The 13,786-nt window shown below is 49.1% G+C and carries 7 protein-coding genes and 1 CRISPR repeat array; all 7 genes read right to left on the reverse strand.

What is annotated here, in order from left to right; all coding sequences use genetic code 11:
- Positions 1–161 precede the first annotated feature (161 nt).
- A CRISPR array of direct repeats spans positions 162–1,270; the repeat unit is 28 nt; unit sequence TTTCTGAGCTGCCTGTGCGGCAGTGAAC.
- Positions 1,271–1,398: 128 nt separating this feature from the next.
- The 7 genes from cas6f to Q0R17_RS14750 all read right to left on the reverse strand — a co-directional run bounded on the left by cas6f (position 1,399) and on the right by Q0R17_RS14750 (position 13,766).
- A complete protein-coding gene (cas6f, locus tag Q0R17_RS14720) occupies positions 1,399–1,953 on the reverse strand; it encodes a type I-F CRISPR-associated endoribonuclease Cas6/Csy4 (RefSeq protein WP_293936083.1) in 555 nt (184 codons plus the stop codon).
- Between the two features lie 9 nt (positions 1,954–1,962).
- Positions 1,963–2,976, reverse strand: a complete 1,014-nt coding sequence (csy3, locus tag Q0R17_RS14725) for a type I-F CRISPR-associated protein Csy3 (RefSeq protein ID WP_293936084.1) — start codon at positions 2,974–2,976, stop codon at positions 1,963–1,965.
- 12 nt (positions 2,977–2,988) lie between these two features.
- The gene (gene csy2, locus Q0R17_RS14730) at positions 2,989–3,954 is read right to left on the reverse strand and encodes a type I-F CRISPR-associated protein Csy2 (RefSeq protein ID WP_293936087.1); all 966 of its coding nucleotides are present in this window, start codon (positions 3,952–3,954) and stop codon (positions 2,989–2,991) included.
- Positions 3,954–5,276 (reverse strand): type I-F CRISPR-associated protein Csy1, encoded by a 1,323-nt coding sequence (csy1, locus tag Q0R17_RS14735; protein ID WP_293936090.1) that lies wholly within the window; start codon positions 5,274–5,276, stop codon positions 3,954–3,956. The genes csy2 and csy1 overlap by 1 nt, the downstream gene beginning before the upstream one ends.
- 82 nt (positions 5,277–5,358) lie before the next feature.
- Positions 5,359–8,631: a type I-F CRISPR-associated helicase Cas3f gene (gene cas3f / locus Q0R17_RS14740; RefSeq protein ID WP_293936093.1), complete on the reverse strand. Its 3,273-nt coding sequence runs from the start codon at positions 8,629–8,631 to the stop codon at positions 5,359–5,361.
- Positions 8,628–9,605, reverse strand: coding sequence for a type I-F CRISPR-associated endonuclease Cas1f (gene cas1f, locus Q0R17_RS14745; protein WP_293936096.1), 978 nt, complete (start codon positions 9,603–9,605; stop codon positions 8,628–8,630). Before cas1f ends, cas3f begins: the two co-directional genes overlap by 4 nt.
- Positions 9,606–9,800: 195 nt before the next feature.
- Complete coding sequence (locus Q0R17_RS14750; protein WP_293936099.1) at positions 9,801–13,766, reverse strand: Pls/PosA family non-ribosomal peptide synthetase; 3,966 nt, start codon at positions 13,764–13,766, stop codon at positions 9,801–9,803.
- Positions 13,767–13,786: the final 20 nt, after the last annotated feature.

Genomic DNA, 13,786 nt, shown 5'->3' on the forward strand with positions numbered 1-13,786 from the left:
GTTTACTTTGGGCCGATTCGACTAGGTTCGTTTGATGAGCGACAGGTAACAGGTGCAAAAAATGATTACTTAACTTTAACGCGAAAAGTGTCACCTATGTCTGTGGACTAAAGTGTTACCTATGTCCTTGACCTTTACACTGCTGCCCCTTCCAAACCACCTTTCTGAGCTGCCTGTGCGGCAGTAAACTTAAAACCGACGCGGTCGCGCCACATCCGGCATTTCTGAGCTGCCTGTGCGGCAGTGAACGAGGAGGCGGTGCAGGCCGCAGTCAGGATTGATTTCTGAGCTGCCTGTGCGGCAGTGAACTACCGTAAGCACTTTAAATGTGGCGATCCATTTTTCTGAGCTGCCTGTGCGGCAGTGAACGCGCGTCAAGAACCACAAGGCATCGGTGTACTTTTCTGAGCTGCCTGTGCGGCAGTGAACTCTCTGAGGGCGAGATTCAAGGGCTTGTCAGCGTTTCTGAGCTGCCTGTGCGGCAGTGAACGTGTTGCAAACTATTTTGGGTGCGGTGCTGGTTTTCTGAGCTGCCTGTGCGGCAGTGAACAAATGATTAAATCACTTCAGGATCGCGTTGTTTTTCTGAGCTGCCTGTGCGGCAGTGAACATTTGAATCAGTAACGCGCCCGCCACCGCTGTTTTCTGAGCTGCCTGTGCGGCAGTGAACAAATGCGCTGGATGGTTGAGAGTGCATGTGGCTTTCTGAGCTGCCTGTGCGGCAGTGAACCCAATATGGCGGAGCCTTCTTCTCGATCAACATTTCTGAGCTGCCTGTGCGGCAGTGAACAAATAAAACTCATTACCGGCCATTGGTTTAATTTTCTGAGCTGCCTGTGCGGCAGTGAACTTACCTATACCGCAATTGTCAGGCTTTAAGCATTTCTGAGCTGCCTGTGCGGCAGTGAACAACCAACGTCTAAACATTTTGCTGGTGTGTCATTTCTGAGCTGCCTGTGCGGCAGTGAACGCAAGCGGCTGGCCAGCTGCAAATTGCGCTTTTTTCTGAGCTGCCTGTGCGGCAGTGAACAATGGCGGTAGCATTTTATTATTAACTGGATTTTTCTGAGCTGCCTGTGCGGCAGTGAACTTTAACGACCCTCTTGTTTTCTGCATTAACTTTTTCTGAGCTGCCTGTGCGGCAGTGAACAATTGTGCAGAACTGCTGCACATGGCGTTATCTTTCTGAGCTGCCTGTGCGGCAGTGAACGGGTGACGGCATCATCATGCACCATATCCACGTTTCTGAGCTGCCTGTGCGGCAGTGAACTGTTCGCATTTAAACACAAGTCTTTCATTGTTAAAGAATTTCCCTGCTTTCTTCCAAAAACCCCTTTATTTCACCCGCTTTCATAGCCCTTTTAAATCAAAGGGTTACAAAAGCAGGCAAAAAGAGGGTTAAAAAACGGGAATGGTCGCCACAGGGCTTAGGCCGTAATCGTTGAATACGCCTGCTACCGCTTCAGCTTGCAAAGGGCCTTGCTGGATGAAGAGGCGAAACGATTGGGCGGTAGAATTGCTTTTCATTTGAATAAAGGGCAATTTCAGCCTTGCTTCATTCGCCAGCGGAATACGTTCTATCGCCTCTTGCTCACTTAGCCAGCCTTTACTGATAGATCTGCGACGCAGACGTTCGGCGCTGCTTTTGGCTTGCACTCTTTTGACAACCCGATGCTTTGCACTAGCAGGCACAGATAAGATGACACTGGCTGTGGTGTAATCTCGCAGACCTTTTAACCAGTTTTCTGCCATCAACTGCTCCAGCGCAGCGTGTTTACCATGCAGCCGCAAGATGGGGCCCAAGGTTTTATCTGCCAGCGGAAAGCTCACCCCAATCTGCCCCTGACCTACATCGGCCAAGGCGCGGTGAAGCTTGGCAAACAGGGCGTTAAACAAGGTGGCCACCTCAAATTCGGGGTCGGGCAGTACCTTGATTTCTAGGTAATGATCCATACCAGCCCCTTAACCTGCTTCACCAAAGACACCACCGCGCACCAAAGTGGCGATCACATAATGCTGCTGCTCTGCGGCAGGCACTTTGTCTTTAATAATCCACGCATCTAATAGGTTGTAAAAATCCATTTTCACCCCCGGCTGGCGATACGCCTTGCCACGGCTAGTCACCGAGCCGTAGGGCTCTACCGCAATCGGGCCTAATTCTTCTGAATATGGATACCAAGTATCGATGGTGCGCAATGCATTACCAATTTTTTGCGAGTGCATGGCGGCAACTTCATTTACTTTATAAAGATATTTACTCTTGGTGCTATCCCGCCCGCCATCCAAAACCAACTCTTGCGAAGGAAATACTTCTTGCCCTGCACCAAGGCGCACAAAGCCTTCTACCTGTAAAAAGGCAAATGATTCGCCCATTAAGCCCAAACGAATCACTTCGGCCAATTCGGCTAGATCACCCGTTGGCTGGGTAAATTCACGTAAATTAAAATCTTGGCTATTAAATATCCAAGTGGTTTTTTTATCATCGGCTTTATGAGTGACCCGCACTTCAACCGATTCAGCCCCTACTCGATTGCGCCACAAGAAACGCCCATTGGCGATGTTTTCTGCATAGCGCGAGGCCAGCTCGGTAAATTGGTGCTCGGCGATATAGGCATTAATCTTTTTAGCCAGCTCAGCTTGATATTCCTGATCATTGCAAGCCGATGGCAAAGCCAAATTACCCAATACGCGCAGGGTAAAGCTCACTTTTAAGGTATCTGCATCAAAAGGCAAAGCCGCCATATCAACGCGCTGTAAATTGGCTTTTTGAATCTCGGCATCTAATTTAGCAGGGTCACTGGCTACTGCATTTTTAAGCCGATTAGAAATCGTACCCCGCACATCTTTGCTTAAAATTGCCAATGCAGGCCATTGGCTGCTGATCGCACGATTTTCCCACTGGCCCGCGTGCATCACCGCATCAGAATTAGATAATTTGCGTTCAAATGCCAATACAGAAGCTGTTTTAATTGCCATGATATGTTTTCCTTATTGAGTTGATTTCGCGGGCTGATATAGGTTTTTGCACAGATAGGCATCATCGGTGCATTGATAACGCCAAATCAGTGATTCAATTTCATGAATACGGTGTGGGCTAATCCATTGCCCTATCGAATAAGCTGATTCAACAAAACGAAATGGCGTATTGGCATCACGCGTGCTCGCTACTTCACCTTGAGCATAGAGCGGTGAAATAGCGTGATAGCCCATGCTAATCGGCACTAAAAACCCAGAATCCGGCTTAGGAATGCGTTGCCAAGTAGCTTTGCTTTCCTCGTTTGGATGCTCTTCGCTACTGATGGCTTGGTATTTCAGTGCAGAAAAATCCAACCATGCATCAATTAAATCGGCATCTGGATTGCTCGCTTGTAAAGCTTGATGATGGGCTTGCAATACATCTGGCCGATTAACTAATGCAAAGCCGGGAAGCAGCCTTAATAATTGCTTGCGGGTAAATTGATCGCGCTTTTCAATTTCTTGTGGAATTTCAGCGAATTGCACTTGTTTAATGCTTTGAATTGTTCCGCCAGCCAACCTTTGCATCAGTACTTTTTGAGTAAGATATTGCTCTAGCTGGGTGATATCACCCTTAGTGCTGCCCGTATCAAAATCAAAATCGTAGCTGGTGAAATCGCATTCAATCAGCAAAGAAACATCCATGCTCATGCGGGCTTCTTCGTTAAAAGCGGCCGTTTTAGCTTCTTTAGTTAATGGATTACGCGTCAGTGAAAATACATAATCGCCCCAGCCCGCAGGTTGATAAGCCTGCACTGCATGCTGATGGCAAATCACTGCGCAGCCACCCAAAACGAGGCCATGGTCTTTTTGCAAAGCTCTGGATAGCGCATGGGTAAAACCCAAAAAATTGCTTATCGCAGGAAATCCATAAGTGAGGCCAGCGATAGCGTTGGCGTTTTCTACAGATAAATGGCGCAAAATAATGAGTGATTTCATCAGGCTATTTCCTCCCGACCAACACCCAGATCAAAACGTAAACGAGCCAATTTATCTTCCAGCGTTTTAGACCATTCGCTATGCTCTTCATCTTTCATCAATGATTTGTCATCCATCAGCTTAAAATTAAGCCAGCTGGCAAATTGATTGGCAATATCGCTTTGCCAATCTTTAGCTTCGTAATCAGCTTTAAAAGCCGTATCCCACTGCCCGCGCCATGGATCTAGCCATAATTGCTCGGCTTTACTTAATTGAGATAAAGCGCTCCAGCTACGGAATTCTTCCTGCTCACCCAATTGCTGAACTTCTGCGGAAAATTGCAATAGTGATTCGATCAAATCATCAACAAACACCGCTCGGCGATCACGGCGTGGCTTGGTGCTATCTAGCTCTTTAATGCTTAATAAATAGGCTTTAAATACTTTCGAGATACGCCGAGTACGCCAGCTATATTCACGCCAAAATGCATCTTTCTTATCTGCAGGCGGCCTGGCTTTTTTATCCCAAACAGGCGGACGGCAAGAAAGTAAAAAAGCTTGCCCTCGGCGGCCACTATTGAGCAAACTTATATTTTGAGGCTTAGTTCCCCCGTAAGTTTGCACAGCGACATTGAGATAATCGACCGTGCTCTGCGCACTAAATTTCTCTTCCCGTTTAAGCTTGCGTACCGCCTTGGCCTCTTCCGAATAGCGGCTGGCACTAATCCGCTCATGTAATGCATGAGCCAAGGCAGACGAAAATAACGGGCTGATCAGATGATAACTATCACTCGCCACAGGAAAATAAAGCTGCTTAGCCAGCGCATGGGATCGTAATTCTTTTACCGACAATGCCAGCTTAAAGCCTTGCAACCACTCGGCTAATTGGGCTTCATCTGAGGTAAAAGCTTGTAAGGAAGAGACATCATTTTGGGCAAGCTGATTGGCTAAAGTAACGCCGCCCACAGCTAGTTGCAGCAAGCCTGCCACATCTAAAGCCGCCGCATTACCCACCACATCGCTGACTGGTGCTTGCAAAGTAGCAGTGCAAAGATAAGGCCAAGCTTGCTTTGAATCCCCGATATAAACACTGCTGCCCTTAGCATCGCTATGGGTAAATTTAGGCGGGTGAGTCGCAAAACTGATTTGCTTAGCACGGATAGCGGCATCAGTAAGCCAAGCATTTACGTCGTATTTTGCGACCTCTTCTAAGCGCTGTTTGGCCAGATCAGCTTCCTGCTCCGGCGACTCTTTTTTCTGCACCTCTTTATCAAACTTCTCCAAACGCACATCAGCACGAGCTTGGATGTAGTTTTTTATGAGGTCGGACATGGTGTTATTCATACTCCCTCCCAATATTTTTAATTCTTACATTATGCTTGTTATTTAATTCAATTAACACAAGGATTAACTGAGAAATTCCTGACTACTCCAACTCACCATGCACCCCAAACCACTCGTGATACAGCCATTTTTCTTCCGTAAGCCGAAGGCGGATTTCGGCGAATTTTTGGCTGGTTTCTGCTAAGCCCAAATTTAACTGCTCTGCTAATTCTTCAATTAAAGAACTGGCGTTATTACTCATCCAAGGCTGCACGCCCGTCCCAAGTGCTACTTCATAACGAACAAAGCGGCTGCTATCAACCAAGCCTTGCTCGCCTGATTCAGCCACTAAATAAAACTGCGCCGCCTCGCCTTCTTCTTCCAGATAAAGTAAAAAAGCTTCGTCTTTAGCAGATAGGCGAAATGGCGTTTGCCTTTGCAGCTCAAAACACCAACTCGCATAATTCCTCCACCAAAGGGCAGCATGAACGGCGATTTTTGCAGAGCCAAACAGCTTTGCAGCCAAATGGGCATGCTCTAAATCAACCAAATTATGTTGTTCATCCAAGGGGCTGCGCGCCTGAATACGTGGTGTGGCACTGAGGTACTGGTATTGCTCTGTGGTTAAAATTTCTGCCAAATCTTTGCTTTGCAGCTCAAAACCTTTTGCTTCAAACCCCGGTTGGCTATAGGCAATGCCGTCACCTTTTAACGCTCGGTAGTTTTTATTCAAAATCAGTAAATTGGCGGCTTTGGGGATTTGCTGACGGTGGCGTTGAATGCGGCCAGCCAGTTGAATTAAAGATCGCATCGAGCTGGGCTCGGCAATCGCCCAGTCGTAATCGTGATCCCTTCCCACTTCTGCAACGGCAGTAGCAAAAACAATAAACAGCTGATTAGGCTCTGGGCAATCCGTAATTGCGGCTTGCACGGCAGGCACTTGCCAGATTGCATTGGGATCATGGCGGCTAAGCGCAGCATCAAGCTGCCGCTCTATGCCGGATCGCACCAATAAAGGGTGCTGGCTGTGATAAATACAAAAATGAATGCGATATTGATCAGGAGCCGCTTGGCTCAATAAATGGCGGGCAAGGGCTACCATCGGTTTGATATTAGCCATGCGTACTAAGCCAATCGATAAGCGCTTGCCACTGGTCGCGTGTACTTGATGATGAGCCGTGTGTAAACGCTGTACGCCGCCATAAATAGCATCGCTCATTGCCTGCAAAACATCCGGCGTCGATTTAGTAGCTGCAAGCACCGGCAAAAGCTCGGCATAGCGCAAAGTGGATTGCTTGGCTAAAGCCTTAATCCGTTGAGCCACAAAAACTTGGTGGGTAGCAGTAAATTCAGCTAGATCAGCATGATCACTTTGCATAGATTTGTGTTCATCAAACCATGCACAGCACACAGGTAATGGCCTTGCATCACCACATGCAGCATTAAATTGGCTGCGCCCTGCTTTGTAGGCATCAAACAAAGCCTGAATCAAAGCGGGCGGCAAAGTTGCGGAAGAGAGTAATACTCTGGAGCCCAGCATCCCTGCCCAATTGACTAAGCGGCATAAGGCGGGCAAATCGGCCAGATCAAAATCATCTGGCTCATCCAATACTAAATCAGAAGTAAGCAAACGTAGCATCGGCGCAATTTGCTTACCGCCGCGCTCACCTTCCGTAGCCGGAATCAGGTGATCGATGGTGCTGACCAAGACCGGCGCACTGAGTAATTGCAAGAGCTTAGGAGATACTTTTAGCCATTGGCTTAAACGCCCATCATCCAAGCTGCCGTCGTAGCTGACATATTGATGCTCGGCAAATAAGGTCTCGGCCGATTCACTGCCAGATTGCTCCGCAGAGAGCGCTTTACCTTCCTGAACCTGCGCCTTGTTTAGCTCGTGCAATTGCCGCACCGCTTGCGAGCCAATCAACACTGCCAAATCATCACTTTCCAGATGCAAGCGCGCTTGCAGGGCATCACCCGTTTGTAAAGTAAGTGTGCGCAAACCCAAGGCCACACTAAAACGGCAACCTAATTTTTCATCTGCCAAGCCATACATAATGCGGGCATTGGCAAAGGTTTTACCGCAGCCAGTCGATGCCATATTGACGCCAAAAAATCCCTGCGGCTTACTTAGCTCACTCAAGCCCTTTGCCAGCTCGTAGGCCTTATCTTGCCAACGATATTTTTCATCGTTGCTGCGCTGCTTAAAGCCTTTGTGGCGGGTAATAGCAGGCAAGCTTTGCCGTAATTTAGGCAGGCTTTTTGCCAGTAGAAACGCATTATGGCCTACGCCAATATTGTGCTCGTCTAGCTTTTGCTTTAATTCACGGGTTTTACGATCGGTATTGGCAAATGCTTTATATTTTTTATCCTGCCAGGCTAATTTAGGCTCACCAGCCGAATAGCAATGATCAGCCAGCATCAAAGATAAACGCGCCAAATGACTGGAAAAATTGTCCTGCATCCAGTCAATTTCTTGTAATTGGCGATGCTTGAGCGCCCGCTTAGCAATACTTTGCGCCTTAGCACACCAAGTTTGGCTGCGCATGGGCGTACCAAAATCAAACTGCCAAACTTTTTGCCAATCGGCCGCTTTCCAATCATCAAATTCACACTGTGGTGAATTCCACGCCGCAGACAAAAACTTACCCGTCATCCATTGATTAATGTAATCAACTCGCGGCTCGTTTTCTTTCAGATTAAATTTTGGTAAACGGTGATGCGAAACAATCAGCCAAGCAATACTACGTGCCAATGGTGATAAAGCTTTAAAAGGGTTATCAAAACGATTTTCTCGCTGATCTTTAATCAATCGCTCAAGCATCTCCCCTTCATTATGAGGACTAATTGCAGCTAATTTGGCCAGCCATTCGGCATCGCTTTGCTCTGCTACAAAGGCTTGAAATAAACGCAGTGACACCCATTCATGCCGATAAGGCTCGGAGCCCTTCGTTTTTTTATCGGGATTAAGTTTGTCCTGAAATAAACGATTAGCTTTACCAAAATCATGAAATAAACCAGCTATTGCCGCCAGCAAAGAAATTGATTCTGCGGTATGCCATTGGTTTTCATCGGTGCTGCGCAATATATCGCGGCTGGTGGTATTGGTGGGCACCGTGCCTTGCTCATTAAACTGGCGCAAATTGCCAACAATCCATAGCAATTCTGTTTGATTCGCGCCTTTAATCCAATGACAAGCCACTGCGGTATTACGTTTAGCTGTTTTCTTCAAAAGTTTGCGTAAAGTATCTAAGCCCTGCAGGGTAATGGCTGTTTGCCAAGTGCGATCGCCTTTACGCTCAGCAAATTGATCTAAAATTCGCCTTGTTTCAGTTAAAGCACGTTTATTGCATTGTGAAACCAGCAAAATATTCATTTGCCCACCTGACTGCATGCCAGCGCGGTATCTTTAATGCCATCAATCATGACATCTAGTGCATCTGCTCGGGAAAAGCCTTCCATACAGCGACGGCGAAACTCTTGTTCTTCCTCCCCCGCCATCGCAGCAATAAATGCCTGCGGCAAAATAAGCGCATCTTTAATTAAATCTGCTACATCAAATACCAAGCCACCACGGCGTGTTTTTCCGTGTAATACCGCCAAGCCATGCGGCAAACCAATCACCCAAACTGCTGTGGCCGCTAATCCATAGGCTAAATAATTACCATGATCTAAATAACGATTAGCAATATCTAAACCTGAGCCACGCTTAGCCCGGGTAAATTCACCATATTTAGCGGCATTGGCCGCTAATTTATAAAGTGCTTTGGTTAAACTCGCTTCTTGAGCAAGAATATCGTTACTGCTTTGGCAGTTGTTCAGGCTATTTTGGAATTTATCTAATAGTGGGACTAATTGTGCTTCAGTCACACCAAAGCCATCTTCACGCAGCATACGACTAGATAACCAGTGTTTACGAATCTGTGCGATTCGTAATAATTGAAATGCTTTAGCTGCCGCTAATCGCTGGCTATCATCAAACCAAAAACTAATCCAATGTTGTAGATATTCAGTAGGGCGGTATTCGCTTTGCGGGGTAAGCCAAGAAACATCAACCTCTACCTCATTTGCTGCAAATAAAGGTGAGCCACCTCCTCCACAAAAACCGACTAAGACCCCCGCCTTGGCCAGCTCCCTCATCGCTGCTTGAGTAATTGATGTACCTGTGCCTAATAAAATAGAAGTGGTATTGGCAATGGGGATATTCCAATAAAGCGACTGCTTGCCTTCATCCGTCACATACTCAACTCGGCCATCATTAACCAATACACGACAATGTTGCAAATAATAGAGGTTGGCTCTTTTTGAATGAAGAATAGTTTTTAAATCTGAAGGCGAAAATGAATCCATACATGAGCTCCTGAGGCATTTAAATTTCCAAATCAGAAGTGACAAAACAAAAAGATAAAACCGTGGCTTAAAAAAGCGCTGCAAATATTACTTTCTAACAAAGAAAGGTACACCAGATAGTACATCATCGCAAAATTAGATAAAAAAATGGCGCTGCTTTTAAAGCAGCGCCATTTCAATTCAATTGCGGGTAAATCAACTACGGCATGTGTGCCAAGGTACGGCGGGGCTGCCGGTCCAGGATTGGCCTTCTGGGATGGTTTCGCCTTTTACCACTAGCGTGAGCGGGCCAAGGCGGGCGCCGTTGCCGACGATGGCGTCGTAAAGGATGGTGCTGCGCGTGCCTACGCTTACGCCGCTGCCGATTTCAACAACGCCGATTTTCATGATGCGGTCTTCAAACAGATGGGTTTGCGGGCCAGACCATGCGTGCATCACCGTGTCGTTGCCGATGGTGACGCAATCAAACTCGGTGATATCGGTGGTGTCCATAAATACGCCGCTACCAATCTTGCAGCCCATGCAGCGAAATGCCATAGGTAGCCAAGGTGTGCCGCGTAAAAAGTTAAAAAAGTTGGGCACGGCGATGGATTCGTAGAGGCTGGTTAGCGCTTCGCTGCGCCATACAAAGGAAGTCCACATTGGGGCTGAATGTGGGCGATAGCGGCCTATCATCAGCCACTTTAACGCCACAATAAACACAAATGCACCCACGCCGTAGAGCACCCCAGCGATCATCAGCGCCCAAAATACGCCATGAAAATCTTCCCGCTCGGCTAAGGGCATGACTTTTAATACGGTGAGATAGCCTACGGTAATGATCACCGCCAGCGGCATCACGGTGCGTAAGGCTTCTACCGCACCACGGGCTAGGCGGCGCGCCATGCTTGGGCGAAAGGTAAGGCTATCGGCAAAGCCGCTGACTTGCTCCCGCCGTGGTAATGACAAAGCTGGGCTACCTAGCCAAGTTTGGCCGGGCTGCATCCGCTCATTTGCTGGCGAGCGGCTTTGCACTCCGATCAGCACATCGTCAGGAATAATGCTGCCATCCAGCACATAAGCCCCATTGCCCACAAAGCTGCGATTACCCACTACGGTGGGGCGTAGTGTCATCCAGCCACGATCAATTTCTTCATCCCCTAACATCACCGCGTCGGCAATAAAGCTATCTTCCCCCAGTGTAAGTAGATCGGGCACTACGCCAATGGCGTTGGATATCTCGGTGCCACGGCCCACTTTTGCGCCCAGCAGGCGATACCACCAGCCTGCGTATACCGATGCATATAGGCCGTGCAGAATATTTAGGCTGGATTCCTGAATCTGATTAGTCAGCCAACGGCGGTAATACATGGGGCCAAACACCGGCCAGCTGCCAAGTGGATTACGCGGTAGCAGCAACCAGCGTACAGCGGCGGAGCCCAGCAGCGTCAGCACAATCAGTACCGCACTGGCGGGCATGGCTAGCATCAGATAAAACATAAACGCTTCAGGCAGCGCCACGCCCTGCTCGGTTAGATCAAACCAATGCGCATCTAGCCAATCGATCAGTAAAAAGCTGGGGAAGACGGGCACAAAAAACAGAATCGCCACCAAGGCCGATCCGCCTGCGTAGGCAAAACCATGCAAGCCACGCAGGGCTGGATTACGCACTGGGCGAGTAGGCACATCTGGGGCCAATTCATTGCTTTTACGCGCTGGGGAGCCGCTCCACACTTCGCTGGTGGCAATTTTTTGCCCAACCGATAAGGCAGATAAGCCTTCTAGCCGCCCGAAATCGGCCACGCTGGTGTCCGATTGCATCACGGCATAAGAGCCGATATAGGCATCCTTGCCCACATGAATCGGCCCTACTTCCCATGTATCGCCCACCACTCTAAAGTTTTCAAAATTGACCGAGGCACCCACACTTGCGCCGTCGTCAATACTGAGCAAATCAAACACGCGCACGGTAAGCGCCGATAGGGCCACGTTTTTACCGACCTTGGCCCCAAGCAGGCGCAAATACAGCGATTGCAAAGGCGAGCCGGTCAGAAAATACATTGGGGTGATATCCAGCAAGCGATCGCTTAGCCACCAGCGGAAATAGGTAAAACCGTACAGCCGGTAGCGCCCTGCCGCCAGCCGCCCTAAGATCAGCCACTTGCCGCAAATCGCAATGGCAAAGCTAAATAACAAACTGCCCAGATAAACCAAAATGGCCGCAGCCACCGCCATACCTAAGCTATCGCCCTCTTCACCGGTCATAAAGTGATAGGTAAAAAACGGCGCTAACCATAGCAACATACGTAAGCCAATTAAAAACGGCAGCGTGGCCAGTTGGGCCGTGCCGCATAGCAGCCGCCTCATAAAAGGCACACGGCGTATTGGCTCTACCTGCGTGGTTTCTGGCTGGCTTAGCGCGAGGGCATCGAGGTGCGTAGCAATCGTTTGTAAGGTACGGCTTTGGTAAATCTCCTGCACCGTCATGCCGCCATAAGCCGGATTACGCCGCAGCATAGAGACTAAACGCGCTGCCAGTAAGGAGTGTCCGCCCAGCTCACCAAAAAAATCATCCACTAAGCGCAAAGGTTGGCCGGGGAAAAGGGTAGCCAGCGCGGCAAACAAGGCTTGTTCTGCATCGCTCACTGGCTCATCACTTTCCAGATTTTTGCCAGTTGGCAGGATTAGCTCGCGTGCTTTAAGGGTTTTTCTGTCGATTTTTCCTGAAGTCAGCCTTGGCAATTCGCTCATAAACTCAAAGCGGGCTGGGATCATATAAGGCGGTAGGCTGCGTTTTAGCTCGCTTCTTAAAAGAGCCGCATCCACGCCATCTGCCACTACAAACGCCACCAGCTGATCAATGCCTGCTAACTCGCGCAGCAGCACTGCCGCCGTGCCAACACCGGCAATCTGGCAAAGCGAAGCTTCAATCTCGCCCAGCTCTACCCGAAACCCGCGCACTTTAACTTGATCATCGGTGCGGCCTAGGCACTGCACCTGGCCTTGCTCGTCGATACGCGCCAAATCGCCAGTGCGATACAGCCGTGCTTCGTGTGGAAACGCGGCCAGATCAGAAAACGTATTCAGTAAGAATTTTTCTGCCGTCAGCTCTGGGCGGCCCAGATAACCATCCGCCACGCCGGGGCCGATAATACATAGCTCGCCCGTTTCACCCTGCGCTAATAAGCGCCCATCTTCACTGCGCACCAGCAGGCCGTAATTAGGCAGCGGCGTACCAATGGTGACCGGCTGGCCACGGCGTAATTGCGCCAAGCTGGCAGAAACCGTGCATTCAGTTGGACCGTAAGTATTAAACACCTGCCGCTCTGGCGTGGCCCAGCGCTCCACCAAGGATTCTGGGCACATTTCACCACCCAGATTAATAATCCGTAAGCTAGGAACTTCCTGGCTAAACAACGCCAGTAAGGTGGGCACGGCGTGCAGCACGGTGACTTGTTCGGCATTTAATACCGCAGGCAAAGCATCTGGATCGCCCGTCAGTATTTTAGGGGCCAGCCAGAGGGAAGCGCCCACCAGATAGCTAATCCAAATTTCCTCAAACGACATATCAAAGGCCACTGAAAAGCCCTGATAAACCTTGTCATCTTGGCGCACACCCAACACTGAGTTTTCGCTGCGCAAAAAGTGGCAAATACTGCCTTGGCTAATCGGCACGCCCTTAGGCTTACCGGTAGAGCCAGAGGTGTAAATCACGTAAGCAGGATGGCTAGGCAGTAAGCCTTCGCGCCTGAGTAAGGGGCCAGCCACGGGCGCGGATAATTGCGCAGGGCTTAATACCGCCACACCCGCAGCGCTTAAATCGCCCTCGCCAATCAGCGCCACCGCCGCCGCGTCTTCAAAGCAAACCTGCATCCGCTCTACCGGCGTATCCGCCTCAAACGGTAGCCAAGCCGCCCCCGCCTTAGCAATTGCCGCCTGCATAATCAGCAGCTCAGCACCACGCGGCAGGCAAAGGCCAACCATTTGCCCCACTTTTACCCCAAACGCAATTAAATGGTGCGCGGCTAAATCAGCACGCTGGTTAAGCTGGCTGTAGCTCAACACCTCGTCTTGCCAATAAATAGCAGGGTGATCTGGAATGCGCTGAGCCGTGTTTTCTAACAGATCAGCAAGCGTTTCTGTGCGTAATAGCTCAGAAAGAAAAGGACCACGAAGAATCATAAGGAAGGCTGAAGGACATC

It is taken from the genome of Iodobacter sp., from assembly GCF_025352645.1.
Classification (GTDB): Bacteria; Pseudomonadota; Gammaproteobacteria; order Burkholderiales; family Chitinibacteraceae; genus Iodobacter.

Bases quoted from the DNA above. Each gene is read 5' to 3' on its own strand.
- cas6f (WP_293936083.1), bottom strand. From the start codon at position 1,953: ATGGATCATTACCTAGAAATCAAGGTACTGCCCGACCCCGAATTTGAG.
- csy3 (WP_293936084.1), bottom strand. From the start codon at position 2,976: ATGGCAATTAAAACAGCTTCTGTATTGGCATTTGAACGCAAATTATCT.
- csy2 (WP_293936087.1), bottom strand. From the start codon at position 3,954: ATGAAATCACTCATTATTTTGCGCCATTTATCTGTAGAAAACGCCAAC.
- csy1 (WP_293936090.1), bottom strand. From the start codon at position 5,276: ATGAATAACACCATGTCCGACCTCATAAAAAACTACATCCAAGCTCGT.
- cas3f (WP_293936093.1), bottom strand. From the start codon at position 8,631: ATGAATATTTTGCTGGTTTCACAATGCAATAAACGTGCTTTAACTGAA.
- cas1f (WP_293936096.1), bottom strand. From the start codon at position 9,605: ATGGATTCATTTTCGCCTTCAGATTTAAAAACTATTCTTCATTCAAAA.
- Q0R17_RS14750 (WP_293936099.1), bottom strand. From the start codon at position 13,766: ATGATTCTTCGTGGTCCTTTTCTTTCTGAGCTATTACGCACAGAAACG.